This window comes from Sporocytophaga sp., assembly GCF_017745095.1.
Lineage (GTDB): Bacteria > Bacteroidota > Bacteroidia > Cytophagales > Cytophagaceae > Sporocytophaga.
This window is the reverse complement of the sequence record NZ_JAGHZZ010000018.1, coordinates 49466-69239: the sequence shown is the minus strand read 5'-3', so window position 1 is coordinate 69239 and position 19774 is coordinate 49466. Positions and strand designations below refer to the sequence as shown.

Annotated in this window: 18 protein-coding genes; 9 read left to right on the top strand and 9 right to left on the bottom strand. The window is 36.1% G+C overall.

The window, feature by feature from the left end; all coding sequences use genetic code 11:
* Positions 1 to 81: 81 nt before the first annotated feature.
* The 3 genes from J7604_RS20740 to J7604_RS20730 are packed head-to-tail and all read right to left on the bottom strand — an operon-like array spanning position 82 to position 2370.
* Positions 82 to 996, bottom strand: coding sequence for a TIGR01777 family oxidoreductase (locus J7604_RS20740; protein ID WP_293900179.1), 915 nt, complete (start codon positions 994 to 996; stop codon positions 82 to 84).
* A gap of 10 nt (positions 997 to 1006) precedes the next feature.
* Positions 1007 to 1822, bottom strand: coding sequence for a hypothetical protein (locus J7604_RS20735; protein WP_293900176.1), 816 nt, complete (start codon positions 1820 to 1822; stop codon positions 1007 to 1009).
* A gap of 41 nt (positions 1823 to 1863) precedes the next feature.
* Positions 1864 to 2370: a MarR family transcriptional regulator gene (locus tag J7604_RS20730; protein ID WP_293900173.1), complete on the bottom strand. Its 507-nt coding sequence runs from the start codon at positions 2368 to 2370 to the stop codon at positions 1864 to 1866.
* A 251-nt stretch (positions 2371 to 2621) separates the two neighbouring features.
* Here J7604_RS20730 and J7604_RS20725 point away from each other — a divergent pair, with 251 nt between their 5' ends.
* From J7604_RS20725 to J7604_RS20705, 5 genes are all read left to right on the top strand, one after another.
* Positions 2622 to 3173 carry a hypothetical protein gene (locus J7604_RS20725; protein ID WP_293900170.1) on the top strand — a complete coding sequence of 184 codons (552 nt, stop codon included), beginning with the start codon at positions 2622 to 2624 and terminating at the stop codon, positions 3171 to 3173.
* 58 nt (positions 3174 to 3231) lie between these two features.
* Positions 3232 to 3891: a hypothetical protein gene (locus J7604_RS20720; RefSeq protein ID WP_293900167.1), complete on the top strand. Its 660-nt coding sequence runs from the start codon at positions 3232 to 3234 to the stop codon at positions 3889 to 3891.
* A gap of 5 nt (positions 3892 to 3896) precedes the next feature.
* Positions 3897 to 4436 carry a hypothetical protein gene (locus tag J7604_RS20715; RefSeq protein ID WP_293900164.1) on the top strand — a complete coding sequence of 180 codons (540 nt, stop codon included), beginning with the start codon at positions 3897 to 3899 and terminating at the stop codon, positions 4434 to 4436.
* Between the two features lie 9 nt (positions 4437 to 4445).
* A complete protein-coding gene (locus tag J7604_RS20710) occupies positions 4446 to 4961 on the top strand; it encodes a GrpB family protein (RefSeq protein ID WP_293900161.1) in 516 nt (171 codons plus the stop codon).
* Positions 4962 to 5053: 92 nt separating this feature from the next.
* Complete coding sequence (locus J7604_RS20705; protein ID WP_293900158.1) at positions 5054 to 5521, top strand: hypothetical protein; 468 nt, start codon at positions 5054 to 5056, stop codon at positions 5519 to 5521.
* Between the two features lie 98 nt (positions 5522 to 5619).
* Here the strand turns inward: J7604_RS20705 and J7604_RS20700 are convergent, their stop codons facing one another.
* The 4 genes from J7604_RS20700 to J7604_RS20685 are packed head-to-tail and all read right to left on the bottom strand — an operon-like array spanning position 5620 to position 11889.
* Positions 5620 to 8775, bottom strand: coding sequence for an efflux RND transporter permease subunit (locus J7604_RS20700; protein WP_293900155.1), 3156 nt, complete (start codon positions 8773 to 8775; stop codon positions 5620 to 5622).
* 22 nt (positions 8776 to 8797) lie between these two features.
* Positions 8798 to 9856 (bottom strand): efflux RND transporter periplasmic adaptor subunit, encoded by a 1059-nt coding sequence (locus J7604_RS20695; protein ID WP_293900152.1) that lies wholly within the window; start codon positions 9854 to 9856, stop codon positions 8798 to 8800.
* 20 nt (positions 9857 to 9876) lie between these two features.
* Entirely contained in the window at positions 9877 to 11208 is a 1332-nt protein-coding gene (locus J7604_RS20690; RefSeq protein ID WP_293900149.1) for a TolC family protein, read from the bottom strand.
* A 60-nt stretch (positions 11209 to 11268) separates the two neighbouring features.
* Positions 11269 to 11889 carry a TetR/AcrR family transcriptional regulator gene (locus tag J7604_RS20685; RefSeq protein WP_293900146.1) on the bottom strand — a complete coding sequence of 207 codons (621 nt, stop codon included), beginning with the start codon at positions 11887 to 11889 and terminating at the stop codon, positions 11269 to 11271.
* Positions 11890 to 12108: 219 nt separating this feature from the next.
* Between J7604_RS20685 and J7604_RS20680 the strand changes: the two genes are divergently transcribed.
* Together J7604_RS20680 and J7604_RS20675 are read left to right on the top strand one after the other, a co-directional pair.
* Positions 12109 to 12627 (top strand): GNAT family N-acetyltransferase, encoded by a 519-nt coding sequence (locus J7604_RS20680; protein ID WP_293900143.1) that lies wholly within the window; start codon positions 12109 to 12111, stop codon positions 12625 to 12627.
* A gap of 6 nt (positions 12628 to 12633) precedes the next feature.
* Positions 12634 to 13122 (top strand): CYTH domain-containing protein, encoded by a 489-nt coding sequence (locus J7604_RS20675; protein ID WP_293900140.1) that lies wholly within the window; start codon positions 12634 to 12636, stop codon positions 13120 to 13122.
* A 35-nt stretch (positions 13123 to 13157) separates the two neighbouring features.
* Here the strand turns inward: J7604_RS20675 and J7604_RS20670 are convergent, their stop codons facing one another.
* On the bottom strand, positions 13158 to 14447 hold the full coding sequence (locus tag J7604_RS20670) for an NAD(P)/FAD-dependent oxidoreductase (protein ID WP_293900138.1): 1290 nt from the start codon (positions 14445 to 14447) through the stop codon (positions 13158 to 13160).
* A 310-nt stretch (positions 14448 to 14757) separates the two neighbouring features.
* Here J7604_RS20670 and J7604_RS20665 point away from each other — a divergent pair, with 310 nt between their 5' ends.
* Together J7604_RS20665 and J7604_RS20660 are read left to right on the top strand one after the other, a co-directional pair.
* Positions 14758 to 16551, top strand: coding sequence for a glycoside hydrolase family 9 protein (locus J7604_RS20665; RefSeq protein ID WP_293900135.1), 1794 nt, complete (start codon positions 14758 to 14760; stop codon positions 16549 to 16551).
* A gap of 118 nt (positions 16552 to 16669) precedes the next feature.
* Positions 16670 to 19153, top strand: a complete 2484-nt coding sequence (locus J7604_RS20660; protein ID WP_293900132.1) for a glycoside hydrolase family 9 protein — start codon at positions 16670 to 16672, stop codon at positions 19151 to 19153.
* 201 nt (positions 19154 to 19354) lie between these two features.
* Here J7604_RS20660 and J7604_RS20655 read toward each other — a convergent pair whose 3' ends face one another.
* Complete coding sequence (locus J7604_RS20655) at positions 19355 to 19744, bottom strand: VOC family protein (protein ID WP_293900129.1); 390 nt, start codon at positions 19742 to 19744, stop codon at positions 19355 to 19357.
* Between the last annotated feature and the right edge of the window lie 30 nt (positions 19745 to 19774).

Sequence of the window (19774 nt, the reverse complement as noted above, 5' to 3'; positions counted from 1 at the left end):
GAATTGAAAACTTAATAAAAAACAAACAAAAGGCCCGTTCTTCTTATTGACGGGTCTTTTAGCTTATATAAGGAATTTTAATTAACCATTAATAAGATCTGCAAGAGCAACATCTATTTGATTATACTCAAACCGAAACCCTTCATTCAATAATTTAGCAGGAACTACTTTTCGACTTTTCAATGCCAGCTCTGGCTCTGTACCAATTAGGAATGCACCTACTTTGATTAAACACTCTGGAGAAGGTAAACCAACGGGAATTCCGGCTACTTTTCTAATCCCAAACATCATAACTTCATTTGTAACAGGATTGGGAGCAGTGCAATTGTAGACTCCTTTAATCTTTTCATTTTCATAGCCCCATTGAACAATTCTTGCGAAATCCTTTTCATGAATCCAGCTCACGTATTGTTGACCATCGCCTTGTTTTCCACCAAGACCTAGTCTGGCAAGATTGTGCAAGGTAGGAAATGCACCACCGTTTCTTCCCAGAACAAAGCTTATTCTTAATGCTACTTTCCTTACTCCTGGAATCTCATGTTTTTCAAAAGCTTCTTCCCATTGTTCACAGACATTTACAGAGAACCCCTCTCCCAATTCCCCTGAGAATTCATCCATGTATTTATCTCTGGAATCTCTGTAAATAGTGGATGAGACACATTGTATCCATACCTTTGGAGGATTTTTCAGCTTCAACAAAACCTCACCCAATACATTTGTAGCATTAACTCTGGAACTTATGATTTCATTTTTATTCTCTTCAGTATAGCGACAATTAACATTTTTGCCGGTGAGGTTAACTAGTAAGTCCGAGCCTTCAAGCCATTCACTCCAAACTGAAACATGCTGACCATCCCAGTGTACCCATCTGATATTATCCTTCCAATCATTCTTTCCTCTGGTTAAAATGATGATCTCAGTCACTTTATCTTTATAATATTCTGCAAGCACCATTCCGAGATAGCCTGAGCCACCCGCTAATATTATTCTATTCATATCAGTAAGTTTATAGTATTATTAATAAAACGATCAGACGATAACCTAACCACCCTAAAGTCAATGCAGGAGGCAGCTTCAAAATATTCACTCTCCTTTTGTGTTCCAATAATAACAAGCCAACCACAAGGAGGAAATAACCAAGAAATCCAACATTGGAAAGCATGTCCCCTGAGTAAGGAAAGCATAAGGCAGGCATTAACAGAATAGAACCTATCAATGAAACAGCTATGACATTACCAAGATAATCCCATATCTTAGTCTTATTAAAATAGAGTATCAAGGCTCCTTGAAATATCAGCTGACCACCACAAATCAAAAATTCCCTCAATAGATTTGAAGCAGGAACCAAAGGAACCAAACGATCTGAAAAAGCATTTAAAGTCAATGCAGAAACAATCCATGCAAATAGAATAAATGCAACCCGATACTTTTTATTTAAATCAGGAATGCAGGCATTGAAGGCAGATTCAGCTGACGGCACAATTACCTTTCTATTATAAGAGATGAAGAAATACAACTTCTTCAATAGAAAATGGAAAGGTTTGAGCTTGAAAGCATGCCACATGAATGGAAAATTATGTCCGATAATCTTGTACAAACTTTCCAATCCGTAAGAAACTGAGCCTCCTTCTGTATCAACTAAGGCTATTTCATTCCTTGCACGATCCTTATCTATTCTGTAAGTAATATCCTCCCCTATTTTATTATAGGCTTCCCGACCTTTTGAATCCAACATTCCGGATTTTACAAAAGCCGAAGTATATAGATTACACATGGGGCATTCCTCATCATAAATGATCACATGACTTTTTAAAGTTTTCATACTTTCAGAATTTATTGAAAATTAAACTCAAATAAAAAAGCTTATTTAATAAGCTTTAACAACATTCCGAAGAACCAGCTCTGATCAGAACTGAGCATAATATCAACCGATTTATCCATTTTATCTACAAACCCACCCAGTTGGTTCATCATATCGGTAAAGGCTTTAACGTCTTCGTTGGATCTGTCCCCTTCTACCTCTTGAAGCTGGTGTAAGACATTTTTAACAGGTTCAATTTCCCTTCTTTTTCTTTCCCTGGAAATTCTTTTGGCTATTTCCCAGATATCCTTTTCTGCCAGGAAATATTCCTTTCTGTCGCCAGGAACCAGTTCTTTATGGACCAGATTCCAGCTTATAAGGTCTCTGATGTTCATATTAGCATTTCCGCGGGAAATGCTAAGTTCTTCCATTATTTCTTCCGTACTGAGCGGTTTAGGAGCAATTAGCAAAAGAGCATGTACCTGAGCCATTGTCCTGTTAATCCCCCACTCGGACCCAAGTTTCCCCCAGGTTTGAATAAATTGCTTTTTACCTTCTGCGAAATTCATGATTCAAATATAAAACTAATTTTCAAACTTTCAATAATTACTGAAAATTCAATAAAAAAGTTTCGTAAAATTAATGTCACCCTAATTTCCCAAAATATAAATCTGGACTTATGGTTTCAGCAGCAGGTTTTAAGTAATTTTAAAAAGGGATTAGGCATTTAAAAAATGTAAATCGTAGATGGGATTTTTATAAAGTGATGGATTTATTCAGGATTTTCAAAGACTAATGATTAATTTAGTTTAAAGTACTAATGAATAAAAGTAAAAAATTAACGTACCTGATACTAATTTCTTGGTTATCAGGAATTCTTTACGGAATACTTTTCGACCTTATCAATTATACCATTGCAGAAGAATACTTTACTAAAAATCTATTCAAAGAAAATAATATTCCTAATGTATTCCACAACAAGTGGGGAACGGTCATAACAGGAATAATGGATAATTGGTGGATTGGAATTTTATCTTTTACCGGATTTTTCATCCTATTTCAAAAAGAGCCCAAATTAACTATCAAATCAGTAATCATTACAACGATAGTTTTTATTATCATTTCTTTGATTATACCATTGATTCCTCCCTCATTTGATCTTTTTATTATATGGCTTTCACATGTTCCTTATGAAAGCTTTACAATTCAGTATAATAAATCAGTACCTGCAAGTGAGCAGATTCATAATATAATTGGATTTTTTTTCGTCTCTGCAGTAAGGAAATTGAAATACACAGGTTTAACCGCAGGCTCGGTCATTAGCTTCATTGTGTTTATTTTTCTTACCAAACGGAGGTCACTTATCTGTTAAGAAGGATTTTTAACATCCTTCAAACTTCCATTTATCATTGAACAAAAACAGAATATCCATGGACAAAAAGAAAGAATCAGAAAACCGACAAGATGAATCTATAAATTCTGACAAAATTACTCTTGACTCTTTTAGAAAAGAATATATCTGGGGATTTACCCAGGGAAATCCAATGCGCATGTCGGACAACAAGAACGGCTTCTATAATTTAATACAGCCATTAACTGGTATTAATGGAACAATTACCATCGGGGCATCTTTTCATCCATACCAAATTATTAATCAAGCAGGAGATGATATATGGGATACCTTATTTAATGTAATTGAGGTTAATAGGTTTTGTGATTATAAAAAGCTGATAGAAGAAAAGTATTTCTTTCACATGAATACACCGGGCCCACAGGCCTTCCCAATTGGTAAGTGGCAGGACCAAAGACTTTACACTGAAATAAACCCTGAGTTTTCCAAGTATGTGCCTTTTATAATCCCTTACCTAACGTACAATACAGGTGAAGATCCTCTCTGGTTAGAAAAACTACATACTGCAATTACAACTGTCGGAAATGCCCAAGAATTCATTGAATCAGTCAATAATGCTTCGAGGTTTTTAATGCCCGAACCAACTTTTATTATAGGTTTTGGAATATTTGAAAAAAATTATCCGAGTGAATTAATCGACCATTATGTTGATTTTTTAGAGAGACATTTAAAGAAATAGTCATAATGAAATACTTATATACATTACTTACTGCATTTATATTCCTTGATTTTACTTCTCGTTCAAATGAGTTTAGTCCTTTTCAATATGAACGATTATATTATAGGAAAGACAAACCGGCAAAACTCGCAATAAATAAAGAACTTTCTCATGCAAAAGGTTTCCCTTGCGATTCTGTTGTTGGCATGGATTATATTGGCTTTGAAGGCGAGCATGTCTATATGCCTATAGGCAAAAATGGATACTATATCAGCTCAATTAAAAAGACCCAAAAGCTATCTGCCAGTCAAATTGTAAGGTTGAATAAAATTTTAGGCAATAAAAAGACTTATGAGAATCCAAGTTTAGTAGCATGTTACGAACCAAGATTAGCATTTATATTCTACAAAAAAGGAGAAGTAATTGCTCAAACTCAGATTTGTCTTTCATGTGCGCAACTTCGTTCAACGGCTAAATTAGCAGGCGATAGTTATGGAGACTTAATGAATCAAAATGCCATTAATGAATTTTATAAATTGACTAATGAATTAGGGCTGACCAATTAATATCAAAAAATGAAAGTAGAATTACAACTATATAACCAGAATTGGAGGAATCTTTTTAAGATAGAAAAAGAACTAATTTCATCTGCAATACAAAATCCAGATATCCATATTGAACATATCGGAAGTACTTCTATTGAAGGCCTCAGTGCTAAGCCAATCATTGATATCCTCATTGGTGTACCAGATTTTTCAAAAGTCAATGACCTTATATCTCCGATAGAAACTTGCAACTATTCTTATATTTCTATTTATGAGGACGCCATGCCATACAGAAGATATTTCACCAAATCATCTGAGGACAAAAGAACTCACCAGATTCACATGGTAGAATTAAACTCTCCTTTTTGGATAAGGCATCTTGCGTTTCGAAATTACTTGAGAGACCATCAGGAAGAAAAAGAAGCTTACAATCTTTTAAAATCTGAATTGTCGGAAAAAGATTGGGATGACATCAACGATTATGCTCAGGCTAAAACAGAGTTTATAAGAGCTGTGGAGTATAAAGCTGGGATTAGAGAATGGTAAATTGTCTGAACTGGGATTTATGGGATTTGGGGATAGACAGGATTACCTTTTATTAGAGTATGGCAAACTAGCCATTTCATTTATTGAAACTTATGAATAACTTCAACAAAATAGCAATACAATTTGGAATTGGACTTTTGATCTTAGGTTCTATTGCTATTTTAATTCTCCTTATTCCATTACTATTACTTTTCTCTCCTTTTATTATTTTTTCAAATGCGAGGAATGAAGAAGAATATAAAGAATTTCTTACTCAGAATGAAGGTAAAAAATTCTTTTGTTATACATCAAAAAAGAAATCCAGAACAATAATCGAAACAATAATTTTACCTCAACTCGATCCTGATATCCACATAATTTTACTGGATGGAAAGATACCTGTATCTGAATTTCCACAAAGACATATTTCCCCCATACTTTATAGCATAACTCATCTTGGCTTCCCCAATATTATGAAAATCCAAAATGGAAGAGTTTTGGACATTTCCTTAAAAAAGGAATTCTACAAAGAATTAATCCTAGATCCTTCCCACCTAAATTCATTGAATTACTTAAATTAAAAATCGAAGAACTTGATCATAATGATACAGCTCTCACCAACAAAAAAGGCGATCATAAATGATCGCCTTTTTTTATAAAACCCAAATCTTAAAAAAATCTAGTTCTGCATTACTGGCAAGTTGATAGTTACCTTCTCCTCTGTTCCAGTTTGCTCCTCGTCCTTCTTCTTTGGTTTAAACTTATTGATGATTGTCTCAACAATCATATAAACCGCTGGCACAACTACAAGTGTCAGTAACAATGAGCTGGTAAGACCTCCGATGATTACCCAGGCCATTCCGTTCTTTACTTCCGCACCAGATGCGGTAGATAATGCGATAGGCAACATACCAACAATCATCGCAATAGTAGTCATAAGGATAGGACGAAGACGTTCTTTACCTGCCTCAATCAAGGCTTCTTTTGCACTATGTCCTTCTTCTTTTAACTGATTTGTAAAGTCAACAATAAGGATAGCGTTCTTTGTAACAAGTCCAATAAGCATGATCATACCAACAATAGAGAAGATACTTAAACTTTCCATAGTCAGGGCCAGAGCAAGGAAAGCACCGACAGTCGCCACAGGAATTGCAAATAATACCACGAATGGATAAACAACACTTTCATAAAGCGCCACCATAATAAGATATACAAGAACCAAAGCCAGAATCAAAGCCAATCCAAGACTTCCAAAGGCATCTTTCTGTCTTTGCATATCTCCCAGATACTCTATCATGACACCATCAGGAAGTTTTAAATTATCAACCTTAGCCTTTATCTCTGCACCCACAGTACCTACAGGTCTGCCGACCACAGAAGAATTGATCTTTATAGAAGACAATCTGTCAATTCTTTCAAGTACACTTTCACCCATTGTCTCTTTAACTTCAGAGAACTGATCCAGGTGGAAATTCTGGCCTTTGTTATTCACAAATGTTAGATTTTTAACATCTGCAATATTGGATCTGTCAAACTTATCAAGAGAGATGAATATATCATATTCATTACCGCCCACTTTAAATTTGGATGTTTCGTCTCCTCTGAAAGCATTCTGAAGTGTCGATCCCACATCATTAGCACTCAATCCAAGCTGAGCCATCTTTTCTCTATCAAGTGTCACTTCAATCTCCGGTTTAGGATCTTTTGCGCTATATTGAACATATTGCGTACCAGGTACACTTTTAACAGCATCTTTAACCATAGCAGCTGCCTCACGAATCACTTTCATATCAGTACCTTTTACAGCAACCTGAATCGGTGATTCACCGCTACTACCAGTAATATTCACTGGATTCACAGTTACCTTTACACCTGGAATTTTAGCTATTTCACCCTTTAACTGAACTCCAAAATCTTCTGCAGAAATACTACGTGCCTCCTTATCAACCATCACCACTGTCATCTCCGCAATATTGCTGTTAGAACCACCTCCTGATGACGGGCTGGAGCTACTATAACCGATGGTTGTCACAACTTTAACAACTTCAGGTTTAGCCATGATCATCTTCTCGACTTTCTGTGCCATCATGTTTGTCTGGTAAAGCGAGCTTTGTGAAGCCAGTTCCAGTTTAACGCTCATTTCACCACGGTCACCGGAACTGATAAAGGTAGCTCCTATAAATCCAAGAGGAAGCAATGCGAAAGAACTTATAAGCAAAATAATTGTCGCCAATAATACCCAACGCTTGCTGCTCAATGACCACCTTAAAAGCTTTCCATATTCGTGTTTAATTGAATCAAGGAAATTCTCAAATCCAATATTGATTTTCCCCCACAAAGAATTGGGATTTAACACTTCCAACTTACCGAATCTCGAAACTAACAAAGGAGTAATAGTAAATGAAACCATTAAGCTCATAAGTGTAGAGAATACCACAACAAGAGAGAACTCCCTAAGGATATTACCGATCAAACCTGAAGTCATCGCTAGAGGCACAAATACCACTACGTCCACAAGCGTAATCGCAAGTGCTGTAAATCCTATCTCATTTCTACCATCAAGGGATGCCGTTCTTTTATCTTTACCCATTTCCATGTGTCGGTAAATATTCTCCAGAACCACAATACTATCATCTACAAGGATACCAACCACGAGAGACAATGCCATTAGCGTCATCAGGTTCAATGAGAAGCCCAACAGATACATTGCAATAAATGTTGGTATCATTGATGAAGGAAGAGCCACCAGAACGAACATTGAGCTTCTTACACTGTGAAGGAATAAAAGCATCACAACTGCCACAATAAAAACGGCAAGATACAAATCATGAATAACGGCATCTGCAGAAGCCAAAGTAAATTTGGACTGGTCTACAGAAATGTCGAATTTCAGTTCGTTTGAAGCATATTGCTTTTCTAGCACTTGAATTTTCTGCTTTACCAGATTACAAACCTCTACAGCATTGGCATCAGTCTGTTTAAGAATCATGATACCAAGAGAAGGAATTCCATTAACATGGTTGATTGCAGTCGCATCAGATTGAGTATCCACAACCTCTGCAATATCTTTCAGGTATATTTTACTTCCATCTGAATTTTGCTTTACAATAAGGTTTCTAAGTAAATCTACATCGCCAATCTTAGCATCAAACTTAATGGAGAACTGGTCTCTCTCTGTTTCTACCTTACCAGAAGGGAAAGATTTATTTGCGGCAATAATAGCCTGAGAAATTTGAGTGATTGAAACTTTATAGGCTTGAATTTTATTCTGATCAATATTTACTTTAATTTCTCTCGGATTACCACCCACCACTGTCACCTGACCAACACCTGCAACGTTGGCAAGTTGCGGCTTGATCTTCTTATCCATCAGATCATACAATAATGTAGGACTTAGGTTTCCATTTACCCCCAAACGCATTACCGGCATTTCATCCGTAGAAAATTTATTCACTACAGGCCTGGTTATTTCATCAGGAAGCTGAGAAAGAATTCCGTCTACCTTTCTCTGAACATCCTGCTGGGTTTTCGTAACATCGACACCTGCTTTTAGTTGAATAATTACAACTGATGCACCCTCCATTGATGAAGAAGTCAGTTTATCCAACCCTTCTACTGCAGAGACAGATTCTTCAATTTTCTTTGTTACAGAGTTTTCAACTTCATCAGGAGAAGCACCTCTATAGGTTGTCATAATGGTGACAACATTGGCCTCAAACTTTGGCAAGAGATTATAATTAAGCTCTTTATAAGAAATAACACCAAAGAGTATGAGAACGGTAAATATTACCGTAATCAATAATGGCCTTTTGACTGCAACTTCGGTTATTGACATAATATTAATCGTTTATGTAACCTTACTTTACAATTTGAATTTTTGATTGATCATTAAGGTTGATCTGACCATTGGTAACTACCATCTCACCCTCTTTCAATCCGTCAAGTACTTCTACTGTTGCACCGAACTCTCTGCCTACCTTTATATTTCTTTTCTTCACAATATCACCTTCCACTACATATACACTTGGATTTTTGATACTCTCGATAAGTGCATCTCTGGTGATTTGTAAAGCAGTACCTGAAGATTTGGTACCAAATTCAACTTTCACATATGTTCCTGCCTTCAAGCTATTTGAAGAAGAATTGTTAATAATAACTTCTACAGGATAGTTATGTGCTTCGTCACCTGCAGGACTGATATAAGAGATTTTACCACTGAATACCTGATCAGGAAACACATCAGCAGTTACTTTTACAGTTTGATTTTCTTTTAATGTGTAAACTTCTCTTTCACTAACCATTACTTTTACTTTAAGCCTAGTAATATCTACAATGCTAGCAATAGCTGCACCTGGATTAACAAACTCACCTTCTTCATAATTTTTCTTTGTTATTTTACCTGAAACAGGAGCTGCAATGTGAGCATCAGCAATTTGTTTTTTGATTTGCTCTACTTTATTAGCAGATGTCAGATATTTGAATTGAAGGTCAGTTACCTGAGTTTCTGTAGCTGCATTTCCCTGTAAAAGATCATTGTATTTTTCATAATCCTTTTTCATTTTATTCAGGTCAAGCTCTGAAGCTTCGAGGGAAAGTTGCAGCAATCTTGTATCCAAGGTAGCTATGGCTTGTCCTTTTTTCACATAAGACCCAAGTTCAATGTTAAGGTTCGATATTTTTCCTGAAGATAGGGCCATTACATCTGCTTCCTGAAAAGCTGCTGCTGTACCCACCTTAATCATTTCACCTGACACAGGACCAACTGCCACAAGGGATGTACTTACAGGTATGGCAACATTTGTATTAACTGCAGGCTTATTTTTCTCATCTAGTTTCTTTTTATTAGATGCAAGTTTAAATCCGATAAAAAGAACAATAACCAATACTGAAGAGATTACTATAATTTTCTTTTTCATATATATGATAATTAAAAATACTAAAGTTTTGAAGCAAAGTTTTTAAGGTTACCGCTTGACTTTTCAATGTCTAACTGAGCGGTATAGTAGTTTAATAATGAATTTATATAATTGACCTGAGCATCTTTATATGAGTACTCTGCATTAAGCAAGTCCGATAATCCAGCCACCCCTCTCTGATATTCCAATGTAGTAGTTTGAAAAACTTCTTCTGCAAGCTTCAGATTACTTTCATTATTTTCAAGGCTGCTTGCAGACTTATTTAACTGCACCTTCGCGTTGGAGTATTCAACCTGATAAGATCTTTCATTCAATAAGAGGTCTGCCTGAGCATTTTTCATATCAATGCGGGCTTGCTTGTATTGCGAATTTCTTTTTAGTCCATCAAAAAGAGGAACAGTTAATTTTAAACCAATAGAAGAATAATCGAACTTTCTGTTAAAGGACTCTTGGAAATCATTACCCATAGCCTGAACACCATAGCGTGCATAGGCAGTAAGCTTCGGAAGCCCTCCTCCTCTTATTCTTCTTGAGTCAATATCATGAAAGATGATTTGAGTTTGCTGAAGTTTAAAATCTGTTCTGTTTTGCACATCAAACTCGCTTTCTTGAGCAAGTCTTACATTCGATTTTAATATAGCTGTATCTGCAAGTAAAATTTCTTTATCGAGCGGCAATCCCATCACGTTTTTAAGACGACTATTGGCAAGTTCAAGATTTTGTTCTGCCAAGCTTAGCTGTGATAAAGTATTGTTCAGCGTTACTAGTATTTTATTATAGTCATTTTTCTTAATGACACCCTTATCCAATTGAAGCTTTGCAATTGCTAGCAACTGCTCTTGTTTCTTTTTGTTTTCAAGCTGAAGATTAAGATATTGCTTAAAAACAAACACCTGATAATAACTGTAAGATACATCATAAATAATACCTTCTTCAGACTGTTGATATCTAAGATCTGCCATAGCTTTATTAGGTCTGGCTGCTTTTATTCCCAACAGCGCAGCCTGATCATAGATTGTCTGATCTAGTTGTACAACTGCACCAGTACTATATTGAGTACCCATTCTCACTACAGCACCATCAGGCATAATAACTGGTATTTTAGGAAACACCATTGCCTGACGTTTTAGATTATCATCCAGTGTCACTGTTCCGTTTACCTGAGGCAAGTAGGTAGAAAACTTCTCTTTTTCCATTTGTCTTGCTCTATCCTTTTCATTAAAAGCCTTGGACATTTTCAGATTATTCTGAAGCCCATACTCAATGGCACTTTTTAAGGTAAAAGATTCCTGAGCGAAACTCCCCGATGTGATCAAGAGCAAGAATCCGATTAAAAATCTATTCTTTTTCATAGCTATTATAAATTCAGTCAATTGATATTCTTTAATTAATTTTAATGTTGGAGATAAAAATCAAAGCTTGATTGCAGTGATAATGAATTCAACTACTTCTTTTTTTCTTTTCTGCATTACCTTTATATATTCGGCTTCCGACTCAATGCCCATAAGATTCATAAAATAAGGCTTAGCAATAAATGGATAGGTGTCCATACACATAATATTCATCATCAACTGCTCACCTTTAATATTCCTTATGGTACCTTTCTTCACCTCTGCACTTGTTTGCTTCACAAAGACCTCAAAGACTCTCTTAAACCCGCTATTCCCAATTACTTGATTTAGCAACTCAGGTCTTTTGATGATCTCGTTCATTATAAAATGTGGCAAGTGAGGAGCATTGATCATATTGTCAATTTGCTTTTCGACAATTTTTTCAATTTTTTCAAAAAAGGTAATATCCTGAGAAGTAATAATATCTTCTAGGTAACGCATAAAGTTTTGTTTCTCTTCATCCAGAATGATTTCAAAAAGCTTTTCCTTGGATCTGAAATAATAATGCAACAATGCTTTATTTATTCCTGCCTTATCAGCTATGTCCTGCATTCTGGCCCCATCAAGACCTTTCTGAAAAAAGACTTCGCGGGCTGTCTTTTTTATAATTTCCTGTGTATTAGACTCGTTAGAATTTGACATTTTGGTTTAACTAAAAGATTTAACCATTTGGTTAAACCAAAAGTAAAACAAAAGATTTATCGGAACAAACTTTCTTCAGAATTTTATTTTCACAAGAAAAGTCCATTCTAAAACCCTTTAAAAATCAAACTATTACTTAGTATGAGCAGCATTGACACTGGGATTAAATGAAAAATTAAGTTATATCCTTTACCCTTACTTTCTTTGTATATTTCAAAAATGAAAGATCTACAAACAGACAGATTGATAATCAAGGAATACCAAACTGAATATTTAAATTTTGCGCAAAAAGTATTTTCTGATCCGCAAACAATGGCATTCTGGCCTGCTCCTTTTATATTAAAAGAAACTAAAAAATGGATTGATAGAAGTATTCAATCCTATAAGGAAAATGGATTTGGTCGCTATGCAATATTTTTAAAAAAGACTAATGAGCTCATTGGAGATTGCGGTATTTTAAAACTTGAGACAGACAATACTTTAATTCATGATCTGGGATACATTATTCATACACCTTACTGGAATTCAGGCTTTGGCTTTGAAGCAGCGAAAGCTATTATGGAATATGGCTTTAATGAACTAAACATAGAAAGACTTTATGCAAACATGCCTTATAATCATGCAGCGTCTATAAAGGTCGCAGAAAAATTAGGGATGAAAAGAATCAAAGAATTCAACAATAGTAAAAACCGATCTATTTTAACTTATCTTTATTGCTCAATTAATCCTAATCTTTAGAATAAAATGGGACAAGAAATAGAAAGGAAGTTTTTAATAAAGAAAGACATTTGGGAAAGCGCAACGAAAGGTAAAGCATCTTATCTTAAACAAGGATACATATCTACTGAACCTGGAAAGACCATTAGAGTAAGGATCACAGAAGCGAAAAGCTATTTAACTATAAAAGGAAAAACAGAAGGAATTTCCAGAGCTGAATTCGAATATGAAATACCATCCGAAGATGCAAATGAACTCTTAAACTTGTTCGCATCCAATTGCATTGAAAAGGTAAGACATGAGATTCTTCATGACGGAAAGCTTTGGGAAGTGGATGTTTTCAACGGAGAAAACGAAGGACTTATAATTGCTGAAATAGAACTGGATGCTGCTGACGAAAAATTCACACTTCCCGCATGGATTGATAAAGAAGTAAGTGGCGATGAAAGATATTTTAATTCCAATCTTTCTAAGAATCCTTTTAAAAACTGGAAAGCAGAAAGTTATAAGTTATAAGAGAATAAGTTAACTTAGAATTTAATACTTATAACTTAAAACTCATTTGCTACCTTCAAACCACTAGCAAACGCCGCTTCGACCGTGCCTGCTTCAGGCCCTTCATATAAACCTTCTCCTGCAAAATAGATGATATTTTCTATAGGGTTAATCAGTTGCTTACGTGCTTGCGGAGCCTCAACAGTAGCATAAGTGTAGGCACCTTTTGAGTAAGCATCTTCTGTCCAGTTGATTATTCTCCAGGCTTTTATTTTATTTCGTATCTCATCTTCAGTATATCCGAAAATATAAGCTAAAGCTTTCACAGCTTCTGCCAATCCTTCTTCCTGACTTTTAAATTTATATTCTTCTGCTCTCGGGCCTGCAAGCCATCCTGTGAAAAGGGCGCTATCCATAGGGTGTTGAGTCCACCAGGTGGGAATTGATGCATCAGAGAAAAAAAATCCCAGTTTTTTCAAGCCAACACCATCATTAAAAGGATCTATAGTTTCCCAAAACTTATCTTTGAATTCTATTAAAAACTTTACAACAGATCCATATCCTAACTTCTGGATTGCATCAAATCTGTCTTTTATTTCAGGCTTAAAAACAATTGTATCTTCCGCTTGCAGTACTCCTATCGGAATGGTAATGATTACCTTTTCTGATTCGTAGACTTTACCAGAGTTTGTTTTAACCAGAACTTGATTGACATCCCATTGTATTTCTTTTACTTCCTCAGAAAAAGAAAATCTGACACCATTCTTATCACATTCCATTTTCAGGTAATTCATTAATTTTGAATACCCTCCTTTTATTCTGTATTGTGCATCAAAATCTTCGTTCAACCACTCTTCTCTGAGGGCAAAAGTGCTAGCCCTTGAAACTGAAGCGGCGTCATACCCTTCCACAAATGCAATTACCGATCTTCGAAGCGCGTTAAATCGAGAATCCGAAAATTCCTTTTCCAGAAATTCACCAATGGAAATGTCGTGGTCAAGCGCCTGCAACTTTTCCATAAGCAGATCCCACTCTTCTATAAAGTATTGGGATGTCGATAATTGACCGTTATGTCTGTGCCAGGATTGACCTTCTACTTTTATTAAAGAAAGTCCAGCTTCTTCGACAAGGCCTTTGGTAATGGGAAGGTCTCCGTGGATAAATTCCGCCCCTGTTTCAATCGGATATGAAAAACCTTCGGGTTGAATAGTATGGGTACGTCCTCCTAGTGAGTCTTTTGCTTCCAGAACTGTTACTGAAAATCCCTTTTCAGATAACTCTTTAGCACAAAGGATTCCAGCAGCTCCTGCTCCAATGACAATTACCCTTATTTTGCCTATCGCCATTTTACAATAAACTTATTAATTCTTTAAAATTTTAGATTCAATTCTATTTGTTGAAAACTTTAATATAAAAAACCAAAGTTTTTTAAAGGTGATATAACCGCCTCAATGAATTCAATAAAGTCACATAAATATCATCTTTTTACAAACATAGATTCATCCTTTTGGTTACTATGTGCCCAATCATTTACGAATAATTCTTGTATACCAACACCTTAAGTATCTTTAGTGCTTGACAAGGCACTATAATATTAGGTAATTTGAATAAATATAGAGCAATAATAATCTCAATTGATCACATAAAACCACTCAAATGAATAGAAAAACGTTAAGAGGAAAGCAATTTTCAACCGCTGCAGTTGGTTTACTCACATTCCTGTCTCTAGGAAACACAACTGCTTTTTCCCAGAAAAGTACTGATGATATCCGTTTAAATCAGGTTGGATTTTATCCCGGAGCATCCAAAGTTGCAATTGTTGTCAATTCTGAAGCATCAAAATTTTTCGTCATAGATGAAACGAAAAAAGATACTGCATTTCAGGGTAGCCTAAAAAAAGGAGGCAAATGGGAATTTTCTGATGAAACTGCCAGCAAAGCAGATTTTTCAGGATTGAAAAAAGAGGGAAAATATCACTTATACATCCCTGGAATTGGAAACTCCCATTCATTTGAAGTAAATAAAAAAGTACATCAGGATCTTGGTAAAGCTTCTGTAAAAGCATTTTACTTTCAAAGAGCATCCACTCCTATTCAAAAAAAATATGCTGGTAAATTTGCCAGAAAAGAAGGGCATCCTGATACAGTGGTATACATCCACCCATCTGCAAAAACTGACAAAAGACCTACAGGAACTGTAATATCCTCTCCAGGAGGATGGTATGATGCAGGCGATTATAATAAATATATTGTCAATTCAGGAATATCAACTTACACTTTATTAGCTGCCTACGAACACAATCCTGAATATTTCGATACATTAAAGCTTAACATCCCAGAGAGTAGCAACAAACTTCCGGATATTCTTGATGAAGCTCTTTATAACATCAAATGGATGCTTACCATGCAAGATGCAGACGGAGGTGTTTATCATAAACTGACTAATCCAAACTTCGATGGGTTTGTGATGCCAAGTGATGCAGAGCAAAAAAGATATGTAGTAGAAAAAACAACTGCTGCTACTCTTGACTTTGCTGCTGTGATGGCTCAATCCGCCAGGGTTTTCAACAAGTATAAAAAAGAGCTTCCTAAATTCTCTGAGAAATGTCTGTATGCAAGTAAAAAGGCGATGGAATGGGCAACTAAAAACCCTTCTGTATTATATGACCAGGCTAAAATCACTGATCCCGCAGTTGTTACCGGTGCTTATGACGACAAAAATGTTGCTGATGAATTTCAATGGGCGAATATAGAACTGTTCGTTTCTACTGGTGATCCTGTTTATTATCAAAATGCTAAAGTAACTGAGAACTTAGCTTCATTTAACCTTCCTGACTGGCAGACTGTTAATACTCTTGGACTTATCTCTCTTAGCCGTTTCTCAAAAACCCCTGACCATGAAGCTGTAAAAAATGCGCTTCTGAAACTTGCTGACAATTTTAAAAATCATGCAATGAATGAATCTGCATTTGGAGTTCCAATGGGACAAAACAAAGGCCACTTTACTTGGGGTAGTAATTCATTTGCAGCCAACCAAGGAGTAATATTATTGCAAGCATATAGCCTTACTAAAAATCAGGCATACTTAAATGCTGCTATTTCTTCTCTTGATTATCTGCTTGGAAGAAATGGTACTGGTTATTCTTATGTAACCGGATTCGGAAAGAAATCTACCATGCATCCTCACCATCGTCCATCAGAAGCTGACGGTGTTGTAGAACCAATTCCAGGATGGCTTGCTGGAGGTCCAAATCCTCAGATGCAGGACAAAGGTGATTGTCCTGGAGCTGAATACTCTTCTTCTCTTCCTGCAAAAGCATATATGGATAATGTTTGCAGTTATGCATCTAATGAAATAGCTATTAACTGGAATGCACCTCTTGCTTATCTGACGCTTTCTATTGAAGCGTTTATGAATGAGAAAAATAGCATTATACTTAATGCTGAATAACATTTGTTCTTAAACAGAAAAACTTCTTTCGCTCAAAACCAATAATGTAAGTTCTTTAAGACCTATAAGGGATAAGCCTTATAGGTCTTTTTATAATAATAACTATAATAAAATACGAATGAATAAATTATTTTACCGTCTATTTCTTTTTTCATTTATACTTATTTACACGTCTTCCAAAGCCCAACAAGAGTCCTTAAAAATAAATGATCTTGAATACCTTGAAATGACTGGCCTTAATGTAATGCTTGCTCATGACTTCTATCCGGAAAGTCATCAGGGAGGAGTAGGCATTATTCAAAATGGTCTAAGAATAGGAACTAATGGAGATTTAAGGCTTGAGCCTACTCCAGGCCAATGGCAGCCAGTACCAAAAGTTGGTAAGCGCATGGTCGACAGAAATAAAAACGAGATCAGTGTACGCATGGAATATCCTGATCAGGAGAAAAACAGAAAAGGGTTTAATCCAATTATCTATCCTGATCTTAACTTTTCATATACTTTAAAAATCAAGCCCGAAGGGAAAGCTGTACGAGTTATTGTTGACCTGGACAAGCCATTACCAAAAGAATGGATCGGTAAAGTAGGCTTCAACTTTGAATTGTTTCCCGGAATACTCTTTGGCAAATCATATTATATGGATCAAAGCTTTGGTATATTCCCCAGACAACTCAATGGACCCGGCTTTATAGATCAGGATAAGCAATACCAGACCACTCCTATGGCTGAAGGTAACAAACTAGTGGTTGCTCCGGAATCTGATCGCCAAAGATTAGTTATTGAAAATCTTAAAGGGAATAAACTACAGCTTATTGATGGAAGATCACAGCACAACAATGGCTGGTTTGTAGTAAGATCACTTGTTCCGGAAGGAGCTGCAAACAATGCTATCGAATGGCTCATCACCCCACATGCAATAGCAGGATGGAAATATGAACCTGTTGTACAGCTTTCACAAGTGGGTTACCATCCTTTTCAACAAAAAGTAGCTATAGTAGAACTTGATGCTTCAGAAACTCAAAGGTATCCTGTTACACTTTATAGAATTGGCGAAAACGGAGTCATGGAAAAAACTCTGGAAACCACATCTAATGACTGGGGTAAATTTATCCGTTACAAGTACCTGAAGTTTGATTTCTCCTCAATAAAACAGCCTGGCATGTACGTTGTAAAATACAATACCTACACGACTGAACCATTTCAGATTAGCAAGGATGTATTTAAGAGAAATGTTTGGCAACCTACCCTGGAAACTTTTCTTCCTGCACAAATGTGTCATATGAAGGTAAACGACAGATACAAAGTATGGCACGGCTTCTGTCACCTTGATGATGCACGAATGGCGTCGACAGATACCAATCATTTTGATGGCTATTTACAGGGAAGCTCTACCTTATGCAAGCATGCTTCAGGAGACAGAGCTAGCGGACTTAACAGAGGTGGCTGGCACGATGCCGGAGACTTTGATCTAAGGGTAGAATCTCAGGCAGAGACAGTTCACGGACTTGCTCTTGCTTATGAACTATTCAAAACCAACTATGATAATACAAGCATAGATCAGGTAAATAAAATAGTTGAAATACATCAGCCAGATGGGAAACCGGATATGCTTCAGCAGATTGAGCATGGGCTCTTATCGATCGTAGGTGGTTATGAATCATTAGGACGATTATACAGGGGTATTATATGCCCAACACTAAGACAGTATGTATTACTCGGTGACCCTGCAAACATGACAGATAATAAAAATTATGTCATGAAAGCTTCTTCAACTACTCCTAAAGTAGGCTATCCTGGCTCTGCAGATGACAGATGGGTCTTTACAGAAAACAATCCTGAACGAGAACTATTTGTAGCTGCAGCTTTGGCTTCCTCTTCGAGAGTGATGAAGGGATTCAATGATACTCTTGCTAGTAAAAGCCTTTTCATAGCTGAGGAACTTTGGAATAGGACTAAAGAAAGTGATCCGTTACAAAGAGTTAAACTTGCAAATGAGTTATTGATCACAACCAAAGATAAAAAGTATGCAGACTTTCTCGTTGCTCATACAGATCTTATCAGTAAGAGCATTGAGCAGACGGGTCATGTAGTTGGAAGAAGTTTTTCTCTTATAAATAATAAAAAATATAAAGACGCTATACTCAAAGCAGTGAAAGCATTCCGTGCTAAGGTAGACGAGCAGGAAAAAAGAAATCCGTATGGTATACCTTATGAACCATATATCTGGGGGGCAGGTTGGGGCATACAGAATTTTGGTGTTCAGCAGTATTTTCTGCACACTTCATTTCCTGAGATCTTTCCTGACACTTATATGCTCCATGCTATGAACTTTATTCTTGGATGTCATCCGGGATCTAACACTTCTTCCTTTGCTTCTGGTATCGGTTCAAAATCATTGACTGTAGCATACGGATTCAACAGAGATGATTGGTCATACATTCCCGGAGGAATTGCTTCAGGAACTGCATTGATCAGACCGGATTATCCTGAGCTTCTTGAATGGCCTTACCTTTGGCAGCAAACAGAATATGTTTTAGGTGGCGGAACTACAGATTATCTGTTTCTGATATTGGCAGCAGATGCGCTTTTAGAAAAGAAATAAGTAAGAACTAATCTCATGCTCAATTCTTCTCTATTATTAATAAGAAGGATTTAAACTTCCAATTTTTATGCCTGGGATAAAAGTAGAATTTACTTTCCGCTTTAAGCATTAAGCTTATAAAAATTGAACAGGTAGTTCATGCGTGTCAATGAACTACCTGTATTTATTAGTATGAAAACTAAAACAGCACCTTTCAACTAATTATTTCACAAGCGTCTCATGAAGACAGAGGATATTACCTTCTGAATCTTTAAACCAGGCGGCTTTGTCATTTTCCATAACAGCCACATGATTTTTATTGGTTTTCAGATTCAAATCAGGCATGTCATAATCTTCAAAGATCACACCTTTGGTTTTGAGACCTTTGATCTCATTTTCGATATCCTTCACCTCAAACGTCATCACTGTGTGATCGGCTTTAGTCGGCGTTGGCCTTTCATAAACTGTGATTTTAACTCCATTGGCGTCCAACACCATCATGTCCTCATAAAATTCCTCAATCGTCAAACCAAGTTTATCTTCATAAAACTCCTTAGCCCTGTTTATATCAGTAGCTGGTAACGTTGTCAATACTGGAACATTATTTAACATATCTTCCCTCCTCCAATAGTTCAATCAATC

What these genes read in the sequence shown, in the direction of transcription:
- J7604_RS20740 (WP_293900179.1), bottom strand. Translation starts at nt 996, where the DNA reads ATGAATAGAATAATATTAGCGGGTGGCTCAGGCTATCTCGGAATGGTG.
- J7604_RS20735 (WP_293900176.1), bottom strand. Translation starts at nt 1,822, where the DNA reads ATGAAAACTTTAAAAAGTCATGTGATCATTTATGATGAGGAATGCCCC.
- J7604_RS20730 (WP_293900173.1), bottom strand. Translation starts at nt 2,370, where the DNA reads ATGAATTTCGCAGAAGGTAAAAAGCAATTTATTCAAACCTGGGGGAAA.
- J7604_RS20725 (WP_293900170.1), top strand. Translation starts at nt 2,622, where the DNA reads ATGAATAAAAGTAAAAAATTAACGTACCTGATACTAATTTCTTGGTTA.
- J7604_RS20720 (WP_293900167.1), top strand. Translation starts at nt 3,232, where the DNA reads ATGGACAAAAAGAAAGAATCAGAAAACCGACAAGATGAATCTATAAAT.
- J7604_RS20715 (WP_293900164.1), top strand. Translation starts at nt 3,897, where the DNA reads ATGAAATACTTATATACATTACTTACTGCATTTATATTCCTTGATTTT.
- J7604_RS20710 (WP_293900161.1), top strand. Translation starts at nt 4,446, where the DNA reads ATGAAAGTAGAATTACAACTATATAACCAGAATTGGAGGAATCTTTTT.
- J7604_RS20705 (WP_293900158.1), top strand. Translation starts at nt 5,054, where the DNA reads ATGAATAACTTCAACAAAATAGCAATACAATTTGGAATTGGACTTTTG.
- J7604_RS20700 (WP_293900155.1), bottom strand. Translation starts at nt 8,775, where the DNA reads ATGTCAATAACCGAAGTTGCAGTCAAAAGGCCATTATTGATTACGGTA.
- J7604_RS20695 (WP_293900152.1), bottom strand. Translation starts at nt 9,856, where the DNA reads ATGAAAAAGAAAATTATAGTAATCTCTTCAGTATTGGTTATTGTTCTT.
- J7604_RS20690 (WP_293900149.1), bottom strand. Translation starts at nt 11,208, where the DNA reads ATGAAAAAGAATAGATTTTTAATCGGATTCTTGCTCTTGATCACATCG.
- J7604_RS20685 (WP_293900146.1), bottom strand. Translation starts at nt 11,889, where the DNA reads ATGTCAAATTCTAACGAGTCTAATACACAGGAAATTATAAAAAAGACA.
- J7604_RS20680 (WP_293900143.1), top strand. Translation starts at nt 12,109, where the DNA reads ATGAAAGATCTACAAACAGACAGATTGATAATCAAGGAATACCAAACT.
- J7604_RS20675 (WP_293900140.1), top strand. Translation starts at nt 12,634, where the DNA reads ATGGGACAAGAAATAGAAAGGAAGTTTTTAATAAAGAAAGACATTTGG.
- J7604_RS20670 (WP_293900138.1), bottom strand. Translation starts at nt 14,447, where the DNA reads ATGGCGATAGGCAAAATAAGGGTAATTGTCATTGGAGCAGGAGCTGCT.
- J7604_RS20665 (WP_293900135.1), top strand. Translation starts at nt 14,758, where the DNA reads ATGAATAGAAAAACGTTAAGAGGAAAGCAATTTTCAACCGCTGCAGTT.
- J7604_RS20660 (WP_293900132.1), top strand. Translation starts at nt 16,670, where the DNA reads ATGAATAAATTATTTTACCGTCTATTTCTTTTTTCATTTATACTTATT.
- J7604_RS20655 (WP_293900129.1), bottom strand. Translation starts at nt 19,744, where the DNA reads ATGTTAAATAATGTTCCAGTATTGACAACGTTACCAGCTACTGATATA.